General features: G+C 32.8%; 22 protein-coding genes. 10 read left to right on the top strand and 12 right to left on the bottom strand.

The genetic code is table 11. From position 1 onward, the window contains the following. Positions 1–47 precede the first annotated feature (47 nt). The 3 genes from mdh (at position 48) to secDF (ending at position 5,059) form a co-directional block, all read left to right on the top strand. Entirely contained in the window at positions 48–974 is a 927-nt protein-coding gene (gene mdh / locus DG435_RS20265) for a malate dehydrogenase (protein WP_024768958.1), read from the top strand. Between the two features lie 249 nt (positions 975–1,223). Next, positions 1,224–1,844, top strand: coding sequence for a hypothetical protein (locus tag DG435_RS20260; RefSeq protein ID WP_106794096.1), 621 nt, complete (start codon positions 1,224–1,226; stop codon positions 1,842–1,844). 176 nt (positions 1,845–2,020) lie between these two features. Continuing rightward, positions 2,021–5,059, top strand: coding sequence for a protein translocase subunit SecDF (gene secDF, locus DG435_RS20255; RefSeq protein ID WP_106794097.1), 3,039 nt, complete (start codon positions 2,021–2,023; stop codon positions 5,057–5,059). Positions 5,060–5,175: 116 nt separating this feature from the next. On the opposite strand, the gene DG435_RS20250 is transcribed toward secDF, so the two are convergent. The 9 genes from DG435_RS20250 to DG435_RS20220 all read right to left on the bottom strand — a co-directional run bounded on the left by DG435_RS20250 (position 5,176) and on the right by DG435_RS20220 (position 11,102). Continuing rightward, positions 5,176–5,673 carry a DUF192 domain-containing protein gene (locus DG435_RS20250; RefSeq protein WP_106794098.1) on the bottom strand — a complete coding sequence of 166 codons (498 nt, stop codon included), beginning with the start codon at positions 5,671–5,673 and terminating at the stop codon, positions 5,176–5,178. 103 nt (positions 5,674–5,776) lie between these two features. Continuing rightward, positions 5,777–7,132 carry a cell envelope integrity protein CreD gene (gene creD, locus DG435_RS20245; protein ID WP_106794099.1) on the bottom strand — a complete coding sequence of 452 codons (1,356 nt, stop codon included), beginning with the start codon at positions 7,130–7,132 and terminating at the stop codon, positions 5,777–5,779. A gap of 30 nt (positions 7,133–7,162) precedes the next feature. Next, positions 7,163–7,810 carry a DUF1361 domain-containing protein gene (locus DG435_RS20240; protein WP_106794100.1) on the bottom strand — a complete coding sequence of 216 codons (648 nt, stop codon included), beginning with the start codon at positions 7,808–7,810 and terminating at the stop codon, positions 7,163–7,165. A 12-nt stretch (positions 7,811–7,822) separates the two neighbouring features. Beyond that, positions 7,823–8,107, bottom strand: a complete 285-nt coding sequence (locus DG435_RS25710; RefSeq protein ID WP_106794101.1) for a hypothetical protein — start codon at positions 8,105–8,107, stop codon at positions 7,823–7,825. Positions 8,108–8,117: 10 nt separating this feature from the next. Continuing rightward, positions 8,118–8,429 (bottom strand): hypothetical protein, encoded by a 312-nt coding sequence (locus DG435_RS25705; RefSeq protein ID WP_159025697.1) that lies wholly within the window; start codon positions 8,427–8,429, stop codon positions 8,118–8,120. After that, entirely contained in the window at positions 8,426–8,887 is a 462-nt protein-coding gene (locus DG435_RS20235) for a Coq4 family protein (RefSeq protein WP_106794102.1), read from the bottom strand. Before DG435_RS20235 ends, DG435_RS25705 begins: the two co-directional genes overlap by 4 nt. A 52-nt stretch (positions 8,888–8,939) precedes the next feature. Then, on the bottom strand, positions 8,940–9,233 hold the full coding sequence (locus DG435_RS20230) for a transcriptional regulator (protein ID WP_024768949.1): 294 nt from the start codon (positions 9,231–9,233) through the stop codon (positions 8,940–8,942). A gap of 109 nt (positions 9,234–9,342) precedes the next feature. Continuing rightward, positions 9,343–9,963, bottom strand: a complete 621-nt coding sequence (locus DG435_RS20225) for a hypothetical protein (RefSeq protein WP_106794103.1) — start codon at positions 9,961–9,963, stop codon at positions 9,343–9,345. A 173-nt stretch (positions 9,964–10,136) separates the two neighbouring features. Continuing rightward, the gene (locus tag DG435_RS20220; protein WP_108840662.1) at positions 10,137–11,102 is read right to left on the bottom strand and encodes a LysR substrate-binding domain-containing protein; all 966 of its coding nucleotides are present in this window, start codon (positions 11,100–11,102) and stop codon (positions 10,137–10,139) included. Positions 11,103–11,177: 75 nt separating this feature from the next. Here DG435_RS20220 and DG435_RS20215 point away from each other — a divergent pair, with 75 nt between their 5' ends. The 3 genes from DG435_RS20215 (at position 11,178) to DG435_RS20200 (ending at position 13,821) form a co-directional block, all read left to right on the top strand. Next, positions 11,178–12,701 carry a catalase gene (locus DG435_RS20215; protein ID WP_106793623.1) on the top strand — a complete coding sequence of 508 codons (1,524 nt, stop codon included), beginning with the start codon at positions 11,178–11,180 and terminating at the stop codon, positions 12,699–12,701. Between the two features lie 213 nt (positions 12,702–12,914). Further along, positions 12,915–13,442: an ankyrin repeat domain-containing protein gene (locus tag DG435_RS20205; protein WP_106793624.1), complete on the top strand. Its 528-nt coding sequence runs from the start codon at positions 12,915–12,917 to the stop codon at positions 13,440–13,442. Positions 13,443–13,458: 16 nt separating this feature from the next. After that, complete coding sequence (locus DG435_RS20200; protein ID WP_106793625.1) at positions 13,459–13,821, top strand: DUF1801 domain-containing protein; 363 nt, start codon at positions 13,459–13,461, stop codon at positions 13,819–13,821. On the opposite strand, the gene kdsA is transcribed toward DG435_RS20200, so the two are convergent. After that, a complete protein-coding gene (gene kdsA / locus DG435_RS20195; RefSeq protein WP_106793626.1) occupies positions 13,808–14,626 on the bottom strand; it encodes a 3-deoxy-8-phosphooctulonate synthase in 819 nt (272 codons plus the stop codon). The genes DG435_RS20200 and kdsA overlap by 14 nt on opposite strands. Before the next feature lie 350 nt (positions 14,627–14,976). Here kdsA and typA point away from each other — a divergent pair, with 350 nt between their 5' ends. Beyond that, positions 14,977–16,776, top strand: coding sequence for a translational GTPase TypA (gene typA / locus DG435_RS20190; RefSeq protein WP_106793627.1), 1,800 nt, complete (start codon positions 14,977–14,979; stop codon positions 16,774–16,776). Between the two features lie 412 nt (positions 16,777–17,188). After that, complete coding sequence (locus DG435_RS20185) at positions 17,189–17,530, top strand: tRNA-binding protein (protein WP_106793628.1); 342 nt, start codon at positions 17,189–17,191, stop codon at positions 17,528–17,530. Between the two features lie 101 nt (positions 17,531–17,631). On the opposite strand, the gene DG435_RS20180 is transcribed toward DG435_RS20185, so the two are convergent. Both DG435_RS20180 and DG435_RS20175 read right to left on the bottom strand, forming a co-directional pair. Further along, on the bottom strand, positions 17,632–18,315 hold the full coding sequence (locus DG435_RS20180) for a cell division ATP-binding protein FtsE (RefSeq protein WP_106793629.1): 684 nt from the start codon (positions 18,313–18,315) through the stop codon (positions 17,632–17,634). Positions 18,316–18,612: 297 nt separating this feature from the next. Then, on the bottom strand, positions 18,613–19,440 hold the full coding sequence (locus DG435_RS20175) for a M57 family metalloprotease (RefSeq protein WP_106793630.1): 828 nt from the start codon (positions 19,438–19,440) through the stop codon (positions 18,613–18,615). Between the two features lie 544 nt (positions 19,441–19,984). Here DG435_RS20175 and DG435_RS20170 point away from each other — a divergent pair. Together DG435_RS20170 and DG435_RS20165 are read left to right on the top strand one after the other, a co-directional pair. Beyond that, positions 19,985–23,002 (top strand): tetratricopeptide repeat protein, encoded by a 3,018-nt coding sequence (locus DG435_RS20170; RefSeq protein WP_106793631.1) that lies wholly within the window; start codon positions 19,985–19,987, stop codon positions 23,000–23,002. 29 nt (positions 23,003–23,031) lie between these two features. Then, positions 23,032–24,810: a TonB-dependent receptor gene (locus tag DG435_RS20165; protein ID WP_106793632.1), complete on the top strand. Its 1,779-nt coding sequence runs from the start codon at positions 23,032–23,034 to the stop codon at positions 24,808–24,810. The last annotated feature ends 62 nt before the right edge of the window (positions 24,811–24,872 follow it).

Below are 24,872 nucleotides of genomic sequence, written 5' to 3'. Positions count from 1 at the left end.
TATTTTCGCGAAATAAATAAGTTTAATTACATTCAAAAAAATATACCATGAAAGTTACAGTAGTAGGAGCTGGTGCAGTAGGTGCTAGTTGCGCTGAATACATAGCAATAAAGAATTTTGCTTCAGAAGTAGTCGTGTTAGATATTAAAGAAGGATATGCAGAAGGAAAAGCGATGGATCTGATGCAAACAGCTTCTTTAAACGGGTTTGATACCAAAATCACTGGTACTACAGGAGATTATTCTAAAACTGCAGGAAGTGATATTGCTGTAATTACTTCAGGAATTCCTCGTAAACCAGGAATGACAAGAGAGGAATTGATTGGTATTAATGCAGGTATTGTTAAAACAGTATCTTCAAGTTTGATAGAGCATTCTCCTAATGCTATTATTATTGTGGTTAGTAACCCTATGGATACAATGACCTATTTAGTGCATAAAACAACCAATCTTCCTAAAAATAGAATCATTGGTATGGGTGGTGCTTTGGATAGTGCTCGTTTTAAATACAGATTAGCAGAAGCATTAGGTGCTCCTATTTCTGATGTTGATGGGATGGTAATTGGTGGTCATAGTGATAAAGGTATGGTGCCATTAACAAGATTAGCTACAAGAAATAGCGTACCTGTTTCAGAATTTATTTCAGAAGAAAGAATAGAACAAGTAGCTGCAGATACTAAGGTTGGTGGAGCTACATTAACCAAATTATTGGGTACATCTGCATGGTATGCTCCGGGAGCAGCAGTATCTGGCTTAGTGCAGGCAATTGCTTGTGATCAAAAGAAAATTTTCCCATGTTCTACCTTATTAGAAGGAGAATATGGATTAAATGATCTTTGTATTGGTGCGCCAGTTGTATTAGGTAGAAACGGAATCGAAAAGATTGTAGAAATAGAGCTTAGCGATGCAGAAAAAGCTAAACTTGCAGAAAGTGCAGAAGGTGTTAAGAAGACAAATGGATTGTTAGAATTATAATACATCCTAAATATATTTAGTAAGAGCTGCTTTTTTTAGGCAGCTCTTACTGTTTTAATATAGTTATACTGATATACGTTTCTCTAATGAATGAAGCCTTTACTATAGAACAAACTTCGGGTTCTGATGTTATTTTGAATAGCGATAAATACCAAAATTGAAACTCATACGTTTTGATGTTCAAAGATTGCAACAGATATTTATTTAAAGACTTTAGAAATGCAGTTTTAATTTTTTTATATTTGCCGAATGAAGAAGAAATGGTACTTCGGAACTTTAATCAGTGCATTAGCATTACTTGTTGTTATTCAACAACAAACTGTTGTACCTAATCAGGAAATTGTATTAGAGTTTGTTAATGATGATGTTACTTCTCTAGAAGCCGAAAATGCGATTACAAGTGTAAAAAAACAATTGCAATCCATTGGAGTTGAATACACCAGAATATCAAAAGGATTAAAAAATGGTAAGCTTAAAATTGCTTATTACAGCGATGCAGATGTAGACTATATAAAAAGAATACTTTCTGAAGCACAAGATGTAGCCCTTGATCATGTTTTTTATGATCAAAATGAAGATAACAACCAGTTTCCTTTAAATAAAAATTCTAAAGACTATAATCTCGATGTTTATGAGATCCAAAAAAGTACAGATTTTGATGCTGACTTTAATGGTAAGTATGTTTTAGAAGTAAAACATGAACGTGATGGCTATTCTGGTTCTAACTTGTATAGTTTTGTTAAAGGAATAGATACCGATTATATAGATAGGCTTATAAAGGTAGCCCAAAAAGTAAATACAAATATTGCAATTGCAATAGATAATACTTCGCATAACATTCCAGAAGTAAGAGCTGGACCAATCTCTTGATTGGAATTCATAGCTTTTAAGAAATTCCTAAAAACTAATCATATTTTAAATAGAGCTTTTGTCAATAGTTTGATAAAGCTTAATCACACAATATTAAATAATTAAAAATAATTGTCAAGCCTTGAGTATATTATATAATTACTCGTTTTAACAGGTTTGACCAAAATAAATAAATAATGCAAAATAAAGGACTTGTTAGGGTATTTGCTATTTTATTTGGCTTGGTATGTATTTACCAATTGTCATATACATACATGGTCAACACAAAAGAGAAAGAAGCTGAAGCCTTTGCACAGCAAAAATATCCCGAAAGTGTAAAAGACTATTCGAAATTAAGAGAGACGGCAGAAGGTAACTATTTAGATTCTATTGGTAAAGAAGAAATTTTTGCAGGTATTACATATAATGATGCAAAGGATAAAGAACTTAATAAAGGGCTTGACCTTAAAGGAGGAATTAATGTTATTCTACAGATCTCTGTAAAAGATATTTTAAGTGGGCTTGCTAATAAATCTAAAGACCCATCGTTTAATCAAGCTTTGCTTGCTACCGATGAGTTGCAGAAAAATAGCCAAAATAATTACATAGATGATTTCTTTACCGAATTTGAAAAAATCCCAGATGCAAAATTAGCATCACCAGATATTTTTGCCAACAAAAACCTAAGTGATGATATCACTTATGATATGACTAATGAGCAAGTTAAACCTGTTCTAAAACGTAAGATTGATGAGTCTGTAATATCAGCATTCGAAGTATTGCGTAAGCGTATCGATAAGTTTGGAGTTACCCAGCCTAATATCCAACGTTTAGGAGAATCTGGTCGTATTTTGGTAGAACTTCCTGGTGCTAAAGATATAGAGAGAGTAAAAAGTTTGGTAACTAGTACAGCTCAATTAGAATTTTGGGACGTATATAAGATGGAAGAAGTTTTTAATCATCTTATAGCTGCCAATAATTTAATTAAAGAAGATCTTGAAGGTGTAGATAAAATAAAGGAAAAAGTTGCTGAAACTAGTGAAACGGTTGTAGATTCTACTCAAGTGGATACTGCAAAAGTTGATTCTACAACAACTGATGCTGATGCGGCTATCGAAAACTTATTAGAAGATGCAGAAGATTCTACAGATATTGAAGCACAGGTAAATCCATTGTTTGATCTAATTGTAGGACAAGGAAGACAAGGTGGGCCTGTAGTGGCTACTGTAGAAAAGAAGAATGCAGACCAATTTATGGCATATCTTAATGACCCTAAGGTAAAAGCTTTATTGCCGGTAGAGCAACGTTTTGTGAAGTTTGCCTGGGGAAAACCTGAAAAAGATTCTGAATTTTTAGATTTATATGCTATAAAAGGAAATAGAGATAATGAACCAGAACTAAGTGGTGGCGTTATTACAGATGCAAGACAAGAATATAGCCAATTAGGTAAAGTAACAGTTACCATGCAAATGGATGGTAAAGGGGCTAAAAAATGGGAAGAAATGACTGGTCGTGCTTTTAGTCAAAGTAGCCAGATAGCAGTTGTATTAGATGATATAGTATATTCTGCTCCAGGTGTTACAACAGGAGCAATTAGCGGAGGAAGAAGTGAAATCACTGGAGACTTTTCTATAGAAGAAGGTCAGGATTTGGCAAATGTATTAAGAGCAGGTAAATTACCAGCCTCTGCAGATATTATACAAAGTGAAGTAGTAGGGCCATCATTAGGTCAAGAAGCTATTGATAGTGGTGTCATGTCTTTTGCAATAGCATTAGTATTGATTCTGATCTGGATGGTGTTTTACTATGGTAAAGCAGGACTTTTTGCAGATGTGGCCTTGGTGGTTAATATCTTATTTATTTTTGGAGTATTAGCAGGATTAAAAGCGGTATTAACACTTCCTGGTATTGCAGGTATTGTATTAACGATTGGTATGTCGGTGGATGCTAACGTGTTAATATTTGAACGAATTAGAGAAGAGCTGGCAAAAGGTAAATCTCAGGTAGATGCTATTAAAGACGGATTTAGTAATGCATTGTCATCAATACTTGATGCGAACATTACTACAGGTCTTACGGGTCTTATTTTATTAGTTATTGGTACTGGACCAATTAAAGGGTTTGCGACTACCTTATTAATAGGTATTTTGACCTCATTGTTTACAGCGATTTTTGTTACCAGATTATTTATAGATGGTTATGGTAAAAACGGTAAAGAGCTAGCTTTTTCTACGGGAGCAACCAAAAACTTATTTAAGAATGTTAATATTAATTTCTTAAAGAAGCGTAAAGTTGCCTATATCATTTCTGGTATTATTATCGTAGCAGGTATTGGTTCTTTATTTACCAATGGACTGGATCAAGGTGTGGATTTTGTAGGAGGAAGAACATATACTGTTCGTTTTGCAAAAGATGTTGTTCCTACTGTGGTAGAGAAAGATCTTGTTGCTGCATTTGAAAGTGCACAAGCAAAGACCTATGGAACAAATAATCAACTAAAAATTACGACAAAGTATAAAGTTGATGAAACAGGAGAAGAAGTAGATGCAGAAATTTCAAACAAGTTATTTACAGCTTTAAAACCGTATTTGACTGATGGATTAACCTATGATCAATTTGTTAATGGAGGTGAAGATAAGCAAGTTGGTATTATGCATTCTATGAAGGTAGGGCCAACAATTGCTGATGATATTCAACAAGCTGCATTCTGGTCTGTACTTGCATCTCTTATAGTTGTATTCCTATATATCTTATTACGATTTAGAAGATGGCAATTTAGTTTAGGTGCAGTTGCGGCGGTATTCCATGATGTATTGATAGTACTGGGGATATTCTCTCTAACCTATAAATTTATGCCATTTAATATGGAAATTGATCAGGCGTTTATTGCAGCTATACTTACCGTAATTGGATACTCGTTAAATGATACCGTGGTTGTATTTGATAGAATTAGGGAATTCTTCAACGAGCATACTGGAAGACCGTTGGATAAAAACGTTAATGGAGCTTTAAATAGTACGTTAAGTCGTACTTTAAATACATCTTTAACTACATTATTGGTACTGATTGCGATCTTTATATTCGCGGTGCCTTTAAGAGGGTTTATGTTCTCGTTAATTATTGGTGTGATTATAGGTACCTATTCGTCACTATTTATTGCAACTCCGGTAATGTATGATACCGTGCGTAAAGTTGGTTTAAAGACTAAAGAAAAAGAAACCGAAGAGAAGAAGTAATCTCTTTTGAAGTTATAATTATAAAAATCCTTTCTAAGCAATTAGAAAGGATTTTTGTTTATGTATATTTTCAAACCTCACAGGTTTAGAAAACCTGTGAGGTTTGATTGTTTTTTTTACATCTTGGTGAAAGAAATAGAATCACCAGCTTTAAGATTCCAGGTGTCAGTAAGTTTAGCATTAACTTCTAACACATATTGTGCTGGTCCTTCAGATGGTAATGAAGATTCATTAAGAGGTTGTGCGTTTTTTTGGATACTTACTACTTTATTTTTTGCATCTATAAATATAATATCTAAAGGGAACTTTGTGTTTTTCATATAAAACGAATGCGGAGCTTCTTCAGAAAATATAAATAACATACCCCGATCCTTCTGCATAGATTTGCGATACATCAAACCTGTTTCTCTTTCATAGTCAGAGTCGGCAATTTCGATATCTAGTTTGGTTATTGGATTTGGGATTGAATCCTTTAGATCAAATAAAGAAAGTTCACCTTCTTTGGTAAATGTGACCTCCTTAGTCAGATTCTGATTGTTTTTAGAATCTGTTTTGCACGAAAACATACTTAATGTAGTACATGCTATGATAGAGATATAAATGGTTTTTTTCATATGGTTTTTTATAAGAACTAAAAGTAGATAAAAAAGCCGCACTTCAAAAATCTGAAGCACGACTTTTATCAACTAACTAACCAGTTAATTTTGTATGTCTTATTTAATCGTTTTTCCAATCAATTTTACGGGATATCATCATTATAGTTCCCAGAATTAGGAATAAACCTATACTTCCTACTAATAACGCATAACTCTCTAATTGAATGATCACAAATATGAATGCATATAATGCTGCCAAAGAAGCAGCTATAAACCCCATAAATTTGTAGCTTTTAAGTATTGCTTTTGAATACATAGAAATTAGTAAAACTACCGCACTACCTGCGATGGCATATGCTTGTAAGAAACTAGAATGTTCTGATATAGAAATCAATAATGTATAAAACATGGTTAGTGCTAATCCAACCATTAAATATTGAAATGGATGAATATGAATTTTGCTAATTGCCTGGATTAAAAAGAATACCAGAAAGGTAAGGGCAATCACAAGGTATCCATACTTGGCAGCGCGTTCACTTTTTTGATATTCATCTACTGGAATCAGTAATTTCACACCAAAGGCAGAAGCGTTAATATGTGGTAGTTCTCCAAAAAATTCCTGCTCAAATTCTCTGTTAATTTGTAATACTTTCCAATTGGCTTTAAAACCTTGATCAGAGATTTGTTTGGTCTTGGTATTGGGTAGATAATTACCATTAAAACTCGGGGAGGCCCAATTTGATGTCATAGATACATTGGTCTCACGACCTACAGGAATAAATCGTAACTGTTCACTCCCGTTAATCAGGAGATCCAGGCTAAAATCGATAGTACCCTCTTTTGGTAAAGAGTTTTCTTTTAAAAACTTAGTTTCGAGAGTATTTGTATATGAGTTTTGTGCATAACGAGATCGTAAAGGATATTGGTCTGTTCCTAGTTTTAGTTCCAGGTTACTTCGTATCCCTTTTAAGTTTGTTGAGTTCACCTGTACGGTAGCTTTATTCCATAAAATATCTGCTGCTGCTATATCCTGCGTTTCGAAATTAGGAGTAGTAAAAGAACCTGTTATTTTCATATCGGCAGTATATACTACAGACTCATAGATACTTCTTCCTAAAGTTTCAGACTCGATATTGGCTTTTATATCTAATGTGTTGGGAAAGAAAAAGGCATGTTTTATCGTAATAATATCTTCTTCGTTATACGATTTTGTTTTGTCATCCCAGGTTTTTTTTAAGGTATGTACCTGATAAGGGATTTTAAGAATCGGACCGTATAGCAGGACTTCATTCCCCCATTTTTGATTAATCTCCTTAACGACTTCTTCTTGTCTATAGGAACGTTCTCGTATTAAATCTTTAATGTAAGACAAAGGGATTAATAATACTAATATTAGTATTCCAACCATTAGCATTCGAACGGTAATAGAGGTCTTTAACCATTGACCAAAGGACTTTTTTTGTTTTTGGGTTTCCATAGATATAATATTTATAGTGATTGTATTTTTTTAATTATTTTTTTCTTGATAATATTGAATCATTCGATATGTGATGATTAGAAAACCACCAAAACCTATCGTAAATGCCCAGGTGTTAATATGTTGGGTAGGGAATAGGATTCTTTTTAGGATATCTGATAAAATCCCTGATGGATTTTGAAGTATATCCCAACTATTCCATCTTAATACTCTTCCCAGATATATCCCAAAACCACACAATAGCAGAATGCAATAAGAGATGAGGTTTGTGATTTTTTTAGAAAATTTTTCCTGAAGCAATGTCTGCATCATCCATAAAGAAACAAAGCCAATGATCAGGCCATTGATGGCAAAGGATAGGATAAGTAGAACATCAAACCATACTGATTGTAAATTGCTTAATCTAATATGTTGTAAATCGGTTAAGATGTATGGGAAATTAGGTAGAAATACCAACCATATCATAAAACCTAGCCAGAAAATGAATTGATTTGTTTTGCGTATGCTTAGTAGTATCGTAATAGCATAAGGTATACATGCCAAAAAGAGATTCCAGACCAGGAATAGATAAAAAGAAGATTCTGTTTTTATGGCTCTGATTACCAATAATAGTAAACTAAATGTTACTGAAAACACAAATAGTTTTATGAATGGCATTTGTTTTTCTATAATATTCATAATAATTAATATTTATACGATTTGGATATATAAAAGGGTAATGGGGATGTTAAGTAAAAAGAGTAGAATTGTGATTAGATTCTCTTTGGTGTCTTTTGAAAAGAAAATTGCATTAATAATTAGAAATGCCAAAAAAAATGAATTAACAAGGAAAGCAATTCTAACATAATTAATTCCTATATGTAGAAGGGTGCTCCATTTAAAGAATATATAAAGTAACAATAGAGAGGTTCCGATTAGAAAACTAACTAAGGCTAAAGTGATAGCAATTTTATTAATTGGGTGTTCTATTTTCATAATGATGAGATTAAAAATATGTTGGGAAAGGGTTGTTGGCGACAATGATGATATATCCAATAGTAATTGGGATGTTAAGAATAACCAATATGATTGTCGTTAGATTCTCTTTGTAGTATTGGTAGTTGATAATTGCATTAGTAATGAGTCCTACAAAGACGATTACATTAAGAACCGATGCTATGATGACGTAGAAAAGACCTATGTCTAAAACTATGCTAGATTGAGAAATTAGAAAAAACAGTAATAGTAAAGTTCCCAAAAGAAAGCTTATGGTCGCTACGGTAAGAGCATTCTTGTTAATAGGTTGTATGATTTTCATAATGATGAGATTAAAAATGTGGTTTTTAAGGTTTGTACAGGTTGATGTAAAAGTTTTTTGTAATCCAATTGGTGAAAAGAATAAGCAGCTTTGCCTTTTCGATATGCTTTTTTAAAAAGTTTGATTTTATCCGGGTAGAGTAGGGTTCCTATAAAAATGACAGAGATTAGATATATGCTGCGTTTACCATTGCCTAAAAGATAGTATTGCATGGCTACTTCTTCTGGAACAGAGATACCTGTACTGGTTAAGACATGAAACACATCGTGGTTTTCTAATTTTGGTTGTGGACTAAAGTCATGTTGTAGCAAAAAGCAACCTAAATGAAACCCAAGGCTTCCTTTGGGATACGTAATAAGTGTTCTTGCCGAAATATCCCAGGATGGTTGTTTTTTAAACCATTTCTGATACGGTTTTTTACTTAATTCATAAATTGTCTCTAATATATATGCTCTCATTGTGGTGTTAAAAGTACTTTGAAATTCAAAGTAAAATGATAAAAAAATATAGTTATTGTTTTAGTAATTTTTCAATAGCTTCTACATGTTTTTTAAAGGCTTCTCGACCTTTTTTGGTAACACTGTACCTTGTATTAGGCTTTCTGCCTATAAATGATTTCTCGACCATAATATATTCGTCTTTTTCTAAAGCTTTGGTGTGACTTGCCAGATTACCATCGGTAGCTCCCAGAAGCTCTTTTAGCATTTTAAAATCAGCATATTCGTTTACAATCAAAATCGACATAATTCCTAATCGAATTCGATGATCAAAAGCTTTGTTTATATTGTTAATTATATTTTTCATTCTTTATTCCCATAAGGGAAGAGACTTTTCAAATTTTATATTCAGGCTTATTTGATAATACTCAGGTATAGATCAAAACTAATGTATCGTATCAGATTTAATATTTTGTCTATGCAGATTTCGAATTTGAATTCTCATTAAAGTATATCAAGCTTCCATATATAATGTGCATTACACCAAATCCAAGCACCCAAAACCAAAAACCATATCCTGGGTAGAGCGCACAGACCAAACCTAATACAATTTCTATATATCCCAAATATTTTACGTTACCAATGGTATATTTTGAGGCATTTACCAGAGCAAGACCATAAAAAATAAGCATTAACGAACCAGTAAGACCATAGTGGTGACTGGATATTTTTATAATAATGTATATGCCTCCAGTGATTAAAGGGATTAAAAAAGCAGTAAGCAATCTTTTTGAAGCACTATTCCATAAGGTTTCATTATTTTTTTTAGCTTTTGTGATACTCAGGATGATGGCTGTAATAATACTTAGAAGTGCAACTGCAATCAGGTCTAGCAGGATGTAATTGAAAATTTCACCATCAAGAATAAGATAATTTCTTCCGCTAATACTAACTAGGTAATACGCAATAGCTGCACCAATTAGTGCGTAGATACCAGCCATTATTCCTGATAAACCACTAAGCGAGAAAAAACGAGATGATTTGTTCATCATATCCTTGATCTCGGTGATGTCTTTTAAGTATTCTTCTGTGCTCATATTAAAAAGTACTTTGAAATACAAAGTAAAATTAAAATATTGAATTGTGCAAATTTAATTTTACTGGGTGTTATATTTTTGATTAATAGGTTGCTCTTTAAAATTATATTTAATAAAACCTATTAATAGTATACATGATATTAATTCATTGGTTGAAAACAGTTTTATATCTTTTATTTCCACCTGACTTTAATATAATTATCTATCTCTTTAACTTGTTTTGGGATATTTTTTTTTATTTCAAAAAGTAAGTTCTCGATTAGCTTTTCTTTGGCGAAATTTTTGTTTACCACTATACTTATTTCCCTAGTAGGTTTTGGGTTTTCAAAGTATTTTATATGATTATTCTCTAAGTCTTCTACTACTGATAATTGAGGAACCAAGGTATATCCTAAACCTGCTTTGACTAGGTTTTTTATTGTTTGTATCGAACCGCTTTCAAATAAAAAAGCTTTGTTTTTATTTTTATCATTGTCTTGACATATATTAAGAACCTGATTTCTAAAACAATGCCCCTCCTCTAAAATAAGAAGATCATCAGGAGTAAGGTCATCTTGTTTTACAATTTCTGATGTGCCAAAAGTATTTTTATCATTACAATACACCAGAAATGGTTCCTGATATAAATTTATTTCACGTATCGTCTTATCCTCTAAAGGGGTTGAAACAATCCCAATATCTAAGGTGCCGTTATGTAAAGCATCAATAATAAAATCGGTTTGCATTTCTTTTATTACCAATTTGATTTTCGGATTGCTTTTTAAGAAACTCTCTAAGAATAAAGGAAGCAAATTGGGGGCGATTGTTGGTATAATACCAAGTGTATACTGTCCCGAAATACTAGATGTATTGTCATACGCAAGTTCTTGAAATTCATTGGCTTCTCGGAGTGTACTTTTTGCTTTGGCAATTAAAATTTCTCCAATAGGAGTTGGAGTAAGAGGAGTTGTATTACGATCAAATATAACCGTGCCAATCTCATCTTCTAATTTTTTTACCTGAATTGTTAACGTAGGCTGAGTTACAAAGCACAATTCTGCCGCTTTAGTGTAATGTCTTTTAAGATCTAATGCAACTATATATTTTAATTGTTGAAGTGTCATAGAAGATTTGATTATTAATAATATAAATATAGTCATTTATATTATTAATTTGATTAATGATGAGTAACCGGCGTACTTTGTATTTGTTATTAACTTAAATAAATTTCACACATGAAAAAGATTGTATTAATTGCAATTGTCATTGGTATGTGGCCAACTCTTTATGGGCAACAAATTATGACAACTAATGGGGGTGCTCCAATCGGGGACAACCAAAATTCAAAGACAGTAGGAGAGTATGGTCCTGTATTGTTAGAGGACATACATCTAATCGAGAAATTAGCGGCATTTGATAGGGAGCGAATTCCAGAACGTGTTGTTCATGCAAGAGGAGCAGGAGCATTTGGATATTTTGAAAGTACTAAGGACATGTCGTCTTATACAAAAGCAGTTTTGTTTAATGGGAATAATAAACGTACCGACCTAGCTGTACGTTTTTCTACTGTTATACACGGTAAAGGTTCTCCAGAAACTGCAAGAGATCCTAGAGGTTTTGCGGTAAAATTCTATACGCAACAAGGGAATTATGATATTGTCGGAAATAACCTTCCGATATTTTTTATCAGAGATGCAATAAAATTTCCTGATATGGTACATTCATTAAAACCTTCACCGGTTACAAACAAACAGGATCCCAATCGTTTTTTTGATTTTTTTTCTAATGTACCCGAAGCCACTCATATGATTACCAGACTATATACGGATTTGGGTATCCCTAAAGGATATCAGTATATGAACGGAAGTAGTGTTCATGGGTTTAAATGGGTAAATGAAAATGGAGAAGTTACTTATGTCAAATATTCTTGGATTAGTAAACAAGGAGAACATAATTTGGATTTAGAACAAGCAGCAAAACAACAATCCATGGATTGGCAACATGCGACAGTTAGTCTTCGAATGGATATTGATAATAAAAATTACCCTCAATGGGATTTGTATGTTCAATTAATAAAACCAAAAGATATAGATAGTTTTGATTTCTGGCCTTTAGATGCTACAAAAGATTGGCCGGCAGATAAGATTGAGAAAATAAAAATAGGAACGATGACATTAAATAAAAATCCTGTTAATTATTTTCAAGAAGTAGAATCCATTGCGATGTCACCAGGAAATCTCATCCCGGGTATAGAGCCTTCAGAGGATAAACTTTTGCAAGGGCGGTTGTTTTCCTATTTTGATACCCAACGTCATAGATTGGGGGCTAATAATCAACAAATTAAAGTAAACCAACCTAAAAAAGAGGTGGTAAATTATAATTCTGATAGTTATTCTAGTGCTTCTAATTCCAAATTTCCAAATGCAGATATCAATTACCAGCCTAGTACAAAAGTTGCGTTAAAGGAAAATTCTAGCTATAAATTATCCGAAACTAAGCTAAATAATATAAAAATCACACAAAAAAAGATTTCCAAAACCAATGATTTTGCCCAACCAGGTAGTTTTTACAGGAGTTTATCTGAAAAAGATAAAACGAATCTAATTAGGAATCTTAAAGGAGATTTAGGGCAGGTAAAAGATATTCATATTCAAAAAAAAATGATTGCCTATTTCTATAGGTCGGATAGAGGTTTTGGTATGCGAATAGCTAAAGCTCTTGGGTTTAGTCAAAAAGATTTTATGCAATTTGGAAAGTAATTAATCTAAAAAATGAATTCTTTAGTACTTTTTGATTATGTTAAAGATGATTAGTAAGGTTAAGGAATTGTATTTATGTTTTTCTAGTATTATAATAAGCCCGAAACGAAAAATGGCACTAAATAATGACAAACACCACATTATTCAAGAACGTTTCGGGCTTATTATAATATTATTGATTTTAGGATTAAAAGCGTTTTTAAATGATAAACAATGATAAAAAAAATAACGATATATTATTTCATAATATTAGGAATAGAGGTATATGGACAAGAACAAATATTTGAATATAGTAGAGAGGGAAATGTAAATGCAATTGCTGAAATATTAGAAACAAATAAGTCGGGAATTAATATTGTCAACCATAATGGGTATAGTCCTCTTATATTGGCTATTTACTATGGACAAATAGATACAGCTCATTTTTTGTTAAATCAAGGAGCTGATCCTGATATACAAGATAGTGCAGGGAATACAGCACTGATGGGTGCGTGCTTTAAAGGGTATGAAAATATGGTGCAATTACTTATTGAATATAAGGCAAATGTTAATCTGAAAAATTATAATGATGCAACTGCTCTTATTTATGCAGCTACATTTGGTCATGCAGAAATTGTAAAAGAGTTAGTGAAAAATAATGCAGATATAGACACCAGAGATGTTAGAGGAAATACGGCATTAGATCATGCCCGTATTCAAGAGAATCAAGAGGTAATACTTTTGCTCTCCATGAATAATTAAGAAGTATATTTATGGTATGAATCCAGCAGAAGAATATATTTTAAGACAACCAGAGCCTTTTAAATCTATAGTACTTCATCTACAGGTGATTATTGAAACGACATTACCAAAGGTTGAGTTGCTGTTTAAATGGAGAGTTCCTTTTTATTACGTGGACAAAAGTCCGATCTGTTATCTTAATGTAACCAAAGGTTATGTAGATGTAGGATTTTGGAGCGCACAGTATTTTACCAAACACCAGGAGAAGCTAGAGTCTGATAAAAGAAAATATGTAAAATCTCTTCGATACCAAAGCATAGATGATATCGATGATCAGGTACTTATCGAAGTACTTAAAGAGGCTTATGTTTTTAGAAATGAAAAATTTATAACTGATTAACCGTTTGTCTAATGGCAACCAAATTGCTCAATAGCTTTTCTAGGTGATCAAGATGTAACATATTGGCTCCATCACTTTTGGCATTAGCAGGATCAAAGTGTGTTTCCATAAATAAACCATCTACTCCAGTCACTATTCCTGCACGTGCAATAGTTTCTATCATATCAGGTCTTCCTCCGGTTACGCCACTAGATTGATTAGGTTGTTGTAATGAATGTGTTACATCAAGTACAGTAGTACCATATTGTTTCATCGTTGGGATTCCTCTGAAATCAACAATCATATCCTGATAACCAAACATAGTTCCACGATCTGTGATCATTGCATTGTTATTGCCACTATCCTTCACCTTTTTTACTGCATGTTGCATAGCTTCAGGACTCATAAATTGTCCTTTCTTTAGATTAACTGTTTTTCCTGTTTTTGCAGCAGCCACTACAAGATCTGTTTGGCGTACCAAAAAAGCCGGAATTTGTAAAATGTCTACATACTCGGCTGCAAGAACTGCATCTTCATTTTCATGAATATCAGTAACCGTTGGAATTTCAAAAGTTTCTCCAACTTTACGTAAAATCTTTAATGCTTTCTCATTACCTATCCCTGTAAAGCTATCAATACGGCTACGGTTAGCCTTTTTAAATGATCCTTTAAAAACATAAGGAATTTTAAGTTTAGAAGTAATAGTAACTACTTTTTCTGCAATACGTAATGCCATCTCTTCTCCTTCAATTGCACAGGGGCCAGCCAGAAGAAAAAAGTTATTTGCATCAAGATTTTTTAAGTTTTTGATTTCAGAAAGATCCATATGTTTTTTTTAAGAAGGCAAAGATAAGTTTTTTAGGATTTGAAGGAAAGAATTATTAGCAAAAGTGATAACAGCAAGAAGTCTGATTAAAAAACAAATCATTCACAAAAAAAATGTTTAGCAAAAACCACTTGCCGTTATTTTTTAATTTATACTATCCTATTATTAGAGTTGAATGATACAACATTCATCATCTTTAATTTACTTCTAACTGCTTAAAATATAGAATTAAAAGAAGTTTCATAGAGCAGTTTTATGAAATCAATTACCGAGCTTTTCTAATAATTAAATTTTCGCATACAACCTGTCAAAATATCTCGTACCTTTGCACCCTTAAAAATGAGGCGTTTATGACAGCTATAAAAAATATTGCGATAATTGCTCACGTAGATCACGGTAAGACTACGTTGGTAGATAAGATTATGTACCATTGTCAATTATTTCGTGAAAATGAAAACACAGGTGATTTAATTTTGGACAATAATGACCTGGAGCGCGAAAGAGGAATTACCATTACTTCAAAAAACGTTTCGGTTATCTATAAAGAAACCAAAATTAATATTATTGATACTCCTGGTCACGCCGATTTTGGAGGAGAGGTAGAGCGTGTATTGAACATGGCAGATGGAGTATTACTTTTGGTAGATGCTTTTGAAGGGCCTATGCCACAAACTCGTTTTGTACTACAAAAAGCAATTGACCTTGGGTTAAAACCTTGTGTTGTGGTTAATAAGGTAGATAAAGAAAACTGTACACCAGACGAGGTTCATGAAAAAGTATTTGACTTGATGTTTGAACTTGGTGCAGAAGAATGGCAATTAGATTTCCCTACAGTATATGGTTCTGCCAAGAATAACTGGATGAGCGAAGACTGGAAGAATGAAACAGATAATATCGAACCTCTGCTTGATATGGTAATTGAGCATATTCCTGCTCCGAAAATTGAAGAAGGAACTCCTCAAATGTTGATCACATCATTAGATTTCTCCTCATTTACAGGACGTATCGCTATTGGACGTTTACAAAGAGGAACCTTGACTGAAGGGATGCAGGTTTCTTTGGTAAAACGAGATGGAACGATAAAAAAATCTAAGATAAAAGAACTTCACACTTTTGAAGGCCTTGGAAGAATGAAGGTAGAAAAAGTAGAAGCTGGCGATATTTGTGCACTGGTAGGACTTGAAGGTTTTGAAATTGGAGATACTGTAGCAGATATAGAGAATCCTGAAGGATTAAAGACTATTGCTATCGATGAACCTACCATGAGTATGTTGTTTACAATTAATGATTCTCCTTTCTTTGGAAAAGACGGAAAATTTGTAACATCTAGACATATTAAAGAAAGATTAGCAAAAGAACTAGAGAAAAATTTAGCGCTTAGAGTTAATGATACAGATAGTGCAGATAAGTTTTTGGTATTCGGACGAGGTGTACTGCATTTATCAGTATTGATTGAAACTATGCGTCGTGAAGGATATGAATTGCAGATTGGACAACCACAAGTAATCATTAAAGAAATAGATGGTACTAAATGTGAACCAATCGAAGAATTAACTATTGATTTACCTGAAAATGTATCAGGAAAAGCTGTAGAAATGGTAACTATGCGTAAAGGAGAAATGCTTAGTATGGAAGCCAAAGGAGATCGTATGGTATGTGAATTTATGATACCATCTAGAGGAATCATTGGTTTGCGTAATCAATTATTGACAGCAACTGCAGGTGAAGCTATTATGGCGCACCGCTTTAAAGAATATCAGCCACTTAAAGGAGATATTCCTGGGCGTATTAATGGTTCATTAGTTTCTATGGAAAAAGGTTCGGCAATACCATATTCTATTGATAAACTACAGGATAGAGGAAAATTCTTTGTAGATCCGGGAGAAGATATTTATGAAGGACAGGTGATTGGAGAAAATTCTAGAGGTGATGATATGACTGTTAATATCACCAAAACGAAGAAATTATCAAATGTACGTTCTTCGGGAGCAGATGATAAAGCTAAGATTGTACCTGCGATCAAGTTTTCATTAGAAGAAGCTTTAGAATATATCCAAAAAGACGAATACGTAGAAGTTACTCCTAACTTTTTAAGATTGCGTAAAATCTACTTAACAGAAGTTGAACGTAAACGAAATAAAATCGTTTAAACTCTTTTAAGGTATACATATAAAAATAAAAAACCCCCGAGAATCCCTCGGGGGTTTTTCATTACAGTAAGTTAAAACTATAACTGGTATTAAAAATAAAATCCCGAGTTAACTCGGGATTTATCGTCGATATTTTGGGGTATGCATTGGGGTATTTGGGGCTAATTCTATATTTTGGGGCAAATTATCGTATACAATGTTTTACTTGTGTGGTACAAATGTAAGAATAATTCCTGTAACTAAGCTTGTAAAAAACAACAAAATATCGGTAAAATACAATTAATAACGGTCAAATACGCAAAAAACATTGTTTTAATACGGTTTTTACTGCTCTTTTGAAAGATCGATACTTAAAATGTTATTTTTTAAAAGAACTTCAATACTTTTAAGAAATAATTTGAAATAAAAAATAATGGATCGAGATTTGGAATGGAAAGAATTTATGAATGTGGATATGCGAGTGGGGACCATAATACATGTAGAAATCTTTAAAGAAGCACGAAATCCAGCATATAAAATGATTGTTGATTTTGGAGAACTGGGAGAGCGAAAAACTTCTGCACAGATTACGCAACTATACCAGCAGCCTGAAGAACTCATAGGAAAACAAGTCATAGCCGTAGTCAATTTTCCGCCAAAACAAATCGCTAATATAATGAGTGAATGTTTAGTTTTAGGTGCAGTAGGAGAAGATAAAGAAGTAACTTTGTTAAGTCCTGATTTAAAGGTTGAAAATGGATTACGAGTTGGGTAGTCACTCTAACTATGGTAAATATGCTTCTTAATATTTATATAGAAAACAGATAACAAAATCAACTTGAAATTCTAGATTTATTAAAACCTATAAATCTCTTTTTACCCTTTTCTTTGTACAACTTCAAATACTTTATTTCCATCACATTTTAATGTTTTAGATGGATATTTAAGCAATAAAGCATAATCATGAGTTGCCATAAGTATAGTGTTACCATTTTTATTGATATCCCTTAGAACTTCCATAACCTCGACAGATGTTTGTGGATCCAGGTTTCCGGTAGGCTCATCGGCTAATATTAACTCGGGATCATTTAGTAATGCTCTGGCAATAGCAATACGTTGTTGTTCTCCTCCCGATAATTGATATGGATATTTAAAATCTTTGGTTTTCATACCTACTTTATCCAATACATCATCAATTTTACTGTCCATACCTTTTTCATCTGTCCACCCTGTAGCTTTAAGGACAAATAAAAGATTGCCTTTTACCGTTCTGTCATTAAGCAATTTAAAATCCTGAAATACAATACCTAATTTTCTGCGTAAAAAAGGGATTTGATTTTCTTGCAGAGTAGGTAAATCAAAATCAACAATACTTCCTTCTCCTTCTAATAAAGGAAGATCTCCATATAATGTTTTCATAAAACTACTTTTTCCTGTACCGGTCTTACCAATAAGATATACAAAATCACCTTTATTTACTTCAACATTGACATCAGAAAGAATTAAACTTTCGCGTTGATAAATTGAAGCATTTTTGAGGTTTAATACCGTATTAGACATAGTTTATAGTTCTGAATTAATATACTTGGTAAAAGTAAAAAGTTTTCTGTTAAAAAAAATCAGGTATGGAAAAAAATTAAATGAGTTCATTTACTCTAAACAAATAACAGGGTTTCATCATAAATAGTATGTGGTTTTTATGTGTAATATTAAAGAAAATAGCCAAGATCAATGATCCTGGCTATTTTTAGTATGAAAAATCATACTGGCCTAATGAGTTGGTTAATTATAGGTGTTTAAGAGTTTTCTTTATCATAAAGGTTATATCGATATGTTAGATAAAGTAACTTATGTTGATTATTTGTATAATGCCTCAAGCGCTTTTCTGTCATCACCATAAAAGTTATCACCAACGGGATCTCCACAGGCAACCATAAGAGAGTTTACTCGATCGCCAGATACTGCGGTACCGGCAATATGAATAGCTCCAACTCCTGCATGCCCCTCGTTAACATTGGGGCCAGGACAGGAACGTCTGGTTTGCCAATCAGAGTGGCGTAAACCGATAGCATGCCCTATTTCATGCATAAGGAATTCTGTGCTGATGTGAGAATGCATTAAATTACGTGAAATTAGGATATTTCGTCCTGGCATATTACCAGCAGGGAAGTCAGCTTGATTTGTTCCAGCGGTAGCAGTGAAAAGCATATCTGCAGCAGGGTTATCAACAACGCTAAGCCTGATGCTGAGTCTTAGAGCATTAAATCTTCTTGCAGCTTCTCCTAAAGCATCTTGGAGTTGTCTAGGCAATCTAGATTTGTCCATAGTATAGGTCCGATTTCTTGCAACTAGATTTGTAGTTCTGTATGCTTTCTGCCCATTTTTTGGGTTAACATCTAAACTTGGCATTTCAAAAAGATCTTTTTTAGGGATAAAAATATCACCAATAAGCCAACCTTCTCTGGATAATCCATTTGCATCGGTACTTGTGTACTCTTCTGCATAATTAGCATTTACTCCCAGGCTAAATAACTTTTCTTTCACCTCTTTAGAGAGTTGCGATGTTGGGATTTCTTGAGAAGTTTCGTTAGATAATTCTTCTTTCTGACAAGAAATCAGAGCAGTGGTCATAAAAATGCTTAAAACAGCATTTCTAATAATTCGAAAATTTGGTTTTGTTTTCATGTTGAATTTGTGTTAAGTTATTAAAAAATTGTAGTGCTAATGTATTGATGTTAAGTTGTTTGTTTTGTGATTTGTGTCCCGTTGTGTCATTTGTCACAAATAGGAATTAACTTTTTTTTTAGAAAACCTTAATTGTTGTAAAATATTGATAATCAATATGTTAATATGCTGTTTTACAGGTGTCACATAATAAAAAGAAAAACAATCATCAGTATAGAAGAGGTAATGCCATCGAAGAAAAAATATCATTTAACATCATCTGTTAATGAAAACATAAATTTATGTCAATTGGCTTTTTTGATACATCAAAGTATATGTTATGCGATATAAAATAAATGAAAAAACAAATCAAGTTGTGAGTGTTATTTGTAATAAATTGACCTTAAAAAAATATGAGTGATTCATAAAGTATTCACAATTCTAAATTTACGATGTAATTATATCTAAAATATTTCGTTATTAAAATAGAAGATTAGGGTATCTTTAACACAAAATTTATTCGCGGGAAACGATATTTACTTTTTAGATTGTAATACTTACTTAAATGAACAAATACATCACCTCGATGCTTTTTGTGATTGTTCTGTCTACACATATGTCTGCACAGCAATCCGCAATTTACACCAATGAATTAGTACTGTATAATCAGGCTCTCGAATTGTATAATAATAAACAATTTCTAGCAGCTCAAAACTTATTTGATAAGGTCAAAGATGCCTCTACAGATGAGAATATTGATGCTGATTGTACTTATTATATTGCAAACTGTGCAGTATGGCTAAATCAAAAAGGAGCAGATCAACTTTTAGAAGATTTTGTAGTACAATACCCTACAAGTATTAAGCGTAATGCAGCATACCTTGATGCAGCGACATACTATTTTGATAATGGTAAGTATGCATATGCACGTAAATGGTATGATAAAGTTGATGAAGGTAATTTAGGCCGGGCAGAAAAGGAGAAATATAATTTTAATAATGGATATGCTTATTTCAAAATTCAACGATTTAATGAAGCGAAGAAATTTTTAAATCGTGTAGAAGATTCTCCAGAATATAGTGCCAAAGCAAAGTATTACCTTGGATTTATAGCCTACGAAGGAGATAATTATAAAGAAGCCGATAAATTGTTTGACGAAGTAAAGGATCTGGATCAATACAATAAGAATTTGTCATATTTCCAGAGTGATATGAACTTCAAGTCAGGAAATTTTGAAGAAGCTATTAATGAAGGATTAGTACAATTACCTAAATCGAAACGTTCAGAAAGATCTGAGTTAAATAAAATTATAGGAGAGAGTTATTTTAATCTTGGTGAATATGATAAAGCAATTCCATACCTTAAAGAGTATAAAGGAAGAAAAGGCAAATGGAACAATACAGATTATTATTTATTGGGATATGCTTATTATAAACAAGGAGCGTATCAAAATGCAATTTCAGAATTTAATAAAATTGTAGATGGGCGTAATGCTACAGCCCAAAATGCATATTATCACCTGGCAGAATCGTATCTTAAAACAGATCAAAAACAACAAGCATTAAATGCTTTTAAGAATGCTTCAGAGATGGATTTTGAAGCTAAAATCAAGGAAGATGCTACGTATAATTATGCAAAATTAAGCTATGAAATAGGAAACTCTTTTGAGAGTGCTCCAAAAGTTTTACTATCCTATTTAGATCAATATCCTAAAACAGAATTTGAAGAAGAAATCAAAGAACTGCTGATCAGCTCCTATATTACATCAAAGAATTATAAAGAAGCGATGGATCTGCTTGAAGGAAGTAGAAATTTTGCAGATAAAGAAGTGTATCAAAAAGTAGCTTTTTACCGTGGGATAGAATTGTATTCTGAAAATAATTATCCAGAAGCAATACTCTATTTTGATAAATCTTTAAAAGAACAAGTCGATCCGACATTTACTGCCAAAGCTATATACTGGAAAGCTGAGAGTGATTACTTACTAAACAATTTTGATGATGCTTTGATTGGATTTAAACAATTTAAGGGTAGTACAGGAGCTTCATCGACCAGTGAGTATGAACATATAGATTATAATATGGGATATACTTATTTTAAGTTGAAACAATACCCCCAGGCGGCTCAATATTTTGAAACTTTTTCTAAGAGTAACAAAACCGATGAAGCAAGACAAACAGATACATATCTAAGATTAGGAGATAGCCATTTTATTTCTAGTAAATACTGGCCGGCAATGGAAGCTTATAATCTGGCAATCAAAAAAAATGGGCCAGATTCTGATTATGCACATTATCAAAAAGCAATTAGTTATGGTTTTGTGAATAAACATAATAAAAAGATCCAGGATCTAGAGATGTTCTTAAAAATGTATCCCAGATCAACATATCGGGATGATGCTATGTTTGCCCTTGGAGATGTGTATGTTTCTGAAAATAAAACACAGCGAGGTATTGATGCTTATGATCGTCTAATTAGAGATGTACCCAGAAGTTCATATGTGCCAAAAGCATTACTAAAGCAAGGACTAATTTATTATAATGGAAATCAAGGAGACAGAGCTTTGTCTAAATTTAAAAAGGTAGTTGCAGAATATCCCGGTACTGATGAAGCAATCCAGGCTGTGAATACTGCACGATTAATCTACGTAGATTTAGGAAGAACAAATGAATATGCTAGCTGGGTAAAAGGATTAAGTTTTGTAGATGTTAGTGATGCTGATCTGGATAATACAGCTTTTGAAGCTGCAGAAAAACAGTTTGTAGAAAATAATGATAATGGTGCGATTAGCGGTTTTGAGAAATACCTCAATGAATTCCCTAATGGTTTGCACGCTCTTAAAAGTCATTTTCATCTGGCGCAACTGTATTTCAAGAAAGGAAATAAAGATGCAACAATCCCACATTACGAATTTGTACTGAGGCAAGATAGAACCGAGTTTACAGAGCAGGCATTAGCAAGGCTCTCACAAGTATATCTGGAGAATCGTAAATATGAAAAAGCAATCCCAGTGTTAGAACGTTTAGAAGGAGCTGCCGATTATCCACAAAATATCATTTTTGCACAATCTAATTTGATGAAGTCTTATTATCAATTGTTGAATTATCAAAAAACCATCGAATATGCTGATAAGGTTTTGGCGAATCCAAAAATTCAAAAGGATGTAAAAAGTGATGCTAAGATTTTTACTGCCCGAGCTGCATTTAAGACTGTAGATATGCAACGTGCAAAGAGAGCATATGCCGAGGTACAAAAAATTGCTACAGGAGAATTGGCTGCCGAAGCATTATATTATAATGCGTATTTTGAAAACCTAGATGGGAACTACAAGGTTTCTAATGAAACCATTCAAAAATTGTCTAAAGATTTTCCCGGATATCGATTATATGGTTCTAAAGGATTAGTACTTATGGCTAAAAACTTTTACGGACTTAAAGATGCTTATCAAGCCACATATATTTTGGAAAGTGTAATTAAAAATTTCGCCGATTTCTCTGAGGTTATCGATGAAGCACAAACCGAACTCAGAAAAATCAAAGCCGAAGAGGCAAAAACAAATTCATCCATCCAAACCGAGCAGTAATAATCAGTTATTAAAACGAGTTGTGTTATATGTTTACATATTTTAAGAAAATAAACAAATCTCATAAGCCTTCAGGACTTGTGAGGTCCAGAGTATTGCTTTTTGCGCCTATTTTTATAATTGGGGTAAATGGCTTCGCTCAGGAAAAAGAAAATGAAACTCTGGAGACAGAACGTGTGGTTATTGTAAAAGCTTACACACCAACAATTAGTGATGCATTTAAAGTAAAATCTACTCCTGTTCTTAATGATTCTGTGACACAACAGAAAAAACAAATACGATATAGTATTTTTTCGGTACCAGTAGCATCTACATATACACCTGCAAAAGGAAGAGCAGCCAATATCGATAGACCAAAACCCATAGATATCTATGATAACTATGCTACATTAGGATTTGGGAATTTTACATCGGTTCTCGCAGAGTTTTATAGTAATTTTCAGCTTAACCGATCAGATAATATTGGATTGTATTTGCATCATAATTCATCTCAGGGAGGCATAGAAGAGGTGCAATTAGATGATAAATTTTATAATACTTTTCTTGATCTTAATTATACATCCCGTACAAGAGATTATACGTATGGTATAGAAGTAGGAGCGGAGCACCAATTATACAATTGGTATGGGTTACCAGATATTCCATCATTAACACAAGAACAGATTAATGCAATTGATCCACAACAAAGTTATTTTGGAGCAAAACTAGGAGGGAAACTTCAATTTGATGATCTGTATTTTAAGAAAGCAGTATTAAATTATAGATATTTTGGCGATGCTTTAAGTTCTGTAGAACACCATGTGATAGCAAAACCTACTTTTGAGTTCGAAATAGGAGATAACCTAATCACAACCAATTTTATCGCAGATTATTTAAAAGGAAGTTTCGAACGCGATCTCGCGTTCCAAACTCCTAATGAATATGGTGTTTTAAATGTTGGAGTTAATCCAAGTCTTGTAATATTAAGAGATAACCTTACCTTAAATCTAGGAGCAGCAGTGTATTATAGTATTGATACAGAAAATAGTGATAATGATTTCTTTATTTATCCCAAAGTAACTGCTTCCTATAGATTATTAGAAGAAGCTGTTATTGCCTATGGCGGACTTGAAGGTGATTTACAACAAAATACATATCGGGATGCAGTGCAAAAAAATCCTTTTGTATCCCCAACTTTAGTTATAGAACCTACAAACATGTTATATGATGCTTATATAGGATTGAAAGGGAAAATATCTGATGTAGTAAGTTATAATTTTAGAGGAAGTTATATTTCAGAAGATGAGAAACCTTTATTTGTTAATAACGTAAGACCAACATTACAACGTGAAGGATTTGATTATGGAAACTCATTTTCGTATCGCTATGACGATGTTAATACATTAATAGGGTATGGAGAGCTAAATTTCGAAATTAGCAAAAAGTTTAAATTAGGAGCTTCTGCAGAATATTTTAATTATAGCTCAGAAGATGAACAAGAAGCATGGAATCTTCCTGAGCTAAAAGCTTCTGTACTTATGGATTACCAAATCAATAAGAAATGGTATGTAGGAGCACAGTTGTTTTATGTTGGTGAACGAAAAGATATTAATAATCAAGTTGTTTCTTTACCTACGGTTCCTGAGTCTGTCGTAACTCTGGATTCCTATTTTGATGCTAATGTAAATTTGGGATATCGGTTAAGTGACAAACTATCTTTCTTTATTAAAGGAAACAATCTGGCCGGAGATAATTATGAACGTTGGGTAAATTTCCCGGTTCAGGATATACAAGTTTTAGGAGGAGTTACATACAAATTTAACTACTAATTTAACCCGAATTAGATAAATTTAAAATTTTTGGTACCTTATAGTAATAAAAATACCATTCA

Source organism: Aquimarina sp. Aq78, from assembly GCF_900299525.1.
Classification (GTDB): domain Bacteria; phylum Bacteroidota; class Bacteroidia; order Flavobacteriales; family Flavobacteriaceae; genus Aquimarina.
This window is presented reverse-complemented; position numbering and strand designations above follow the sequence as displayed.

Excerpts from the sequence above, each read along its gene's own strand:
- DG435_RS20230 (WP_024768949.1), bottom strand. The coding sequence starts at position 9,233 with ATGAAAAATATAATTAACAATATAAACAAAGCTTTTGATCATCGAATT.
- DG435_RS20215 (WP_106793623.1), top strand. The coding sequence starts at position 11,178 with ATGAAAAAGATTGTATTAATTGCAATTGTCATTGGTATGTGGCCAACT.
- DG435_RS20225 (WP_106794103.1), bottom strand. The coding sequence starts at position 9,963 with ATGAGCACAGAAGAATACTTAAAAGACATCACCGAGATCAAGGATATG.
- DG435_RS20260 (WP_106794096.1), top strand. The coding sequence starts at position 1,224 with ATGAAGAAGAAATGGTACTTCGGAACTTTAATCAGTGCATTAGCATTA.
- kdsA (WP_106793626.1), bottom strand. The coding sequence starts at position 14,626 with ATGGATCTTTCTGAAATCAAAAACTTAAAAAATCTTGATGCAAATAAC.
- DG435_RS20180 (WP_106793629.1), bottom strand. The coding sequence starts at position 18,315 with ATGTCTAATACGGTATTAAACCTCAAAAATGCTTCAATTTATCAACGC.
- DG435_RS25710 (WP_106794101.1), bottom strand. The coding sequence starts at position 8,107 with ATGAAAATAGAACACCCAATTAATAAAATTGCTATCACTTTAGCCTTA.
- DG435_RS20165 (WP_106793632.1), top strand. The coding sequence starts at position 23,032 with ATGTTTACATATTTTAAGAAAATAAACAAATCTCATAAGCCTTCAGGA.
- DG435_RS20250 (WP_106794098.1), bottom strand. The coding sequence starts at position 5,673 with ATGAAAAAAACCATTTATATCTCTATCATAGCATGTACTACATTAAGT.
- creD (WP_106794099.1), bottom strand. The coding sequence starts at position 7,132 with ATGGAAACCCAAAAACAAAAAAAGTCCTTTGGTCAATGGTTAAAGACC.
- DG435_RS20175 (WP_106793630.1), bottom strand. The coding sequence starts at position 19,440 with ATGAAAACAAAACCAAATTTTCGAATTATTAGAAATGCTGTTTTAAGC.
- DG435_RS20235 (WP_106794102.1), bottom strand. The coding sequence starts at position 8,887 with ATGAGAGCATATATATTAGAGACAATTTATGAATTAAGTAAAAAACCG.
- DG435_RS20205 (WP_106793624.1), top strand. The coding sequence starts at position 12,915 with ATGATAAAAAAAATAACGATATATTATTTCATAATATTAGGAATAGAG.
- DG435_RS20220 (WP_108840662.1), bottom strand. The coding sequence starts at position 11,102 with ATGACTATATTTATATTATTAATAATCAAATCTTCTATGACACTTCAA.
- typA (WP_106793627.1), top strand. The coding sequence starts at position 14,977 with ATGACAGCTATAAAAAATATTGCGATAATTGCTCACGTAGATCACGGT.
- secDF (WP_106794097.1), top strand. The coding sequence starts at position 2,021 with ATGCAAAATAAAGGACTTGTTAGGGTATTTGCTATTTTATTTGGCTTG.
- mdh (WP_024768958.1), top strand. The coding sequence starts at position 48 with ATGAAAGTTACAGTAGTAGGAGCTGGTGCAGTAGGTGCTAGTTGCGCT.
- DG435_RS20185 (WP_106793628.1), top strand. The coding sequence starts at position 17,189 with ATGGATCGAGATTTGGAATGGAAAGAATTTATGAATGTGGATATGCGA.
- DG435_RS20170 (WP_106793631.1), top strand. The coding sequence starts at position 19,985 with ATGAACAAATACATCACCTCGATGCTTTTTGTGATTGTTCTGTCTACA.
- DG435_RS20240 (WP_106794100.1), bottom strand. The coding sequence starts at position 7,810 with ATGAATATTATAGAAAAACAAATGCCATTCATAAAACTATTTGTGTTT.
- DG435_RS25705 (WP_159025697.1), bottom strand. The coding sequence starts at position 8,429 with ATGAAAATCATACAACCTATTAACAAGAATGCTCTTACCGTAGCGACC.
- DG435_RS20200 (WP_106793625.1), top strand. The coding sequence starts at position 13,459 with ATGAATCCAGCAGAAGAATATATTTTAAGACAACCAGAGCCTTTTAAA.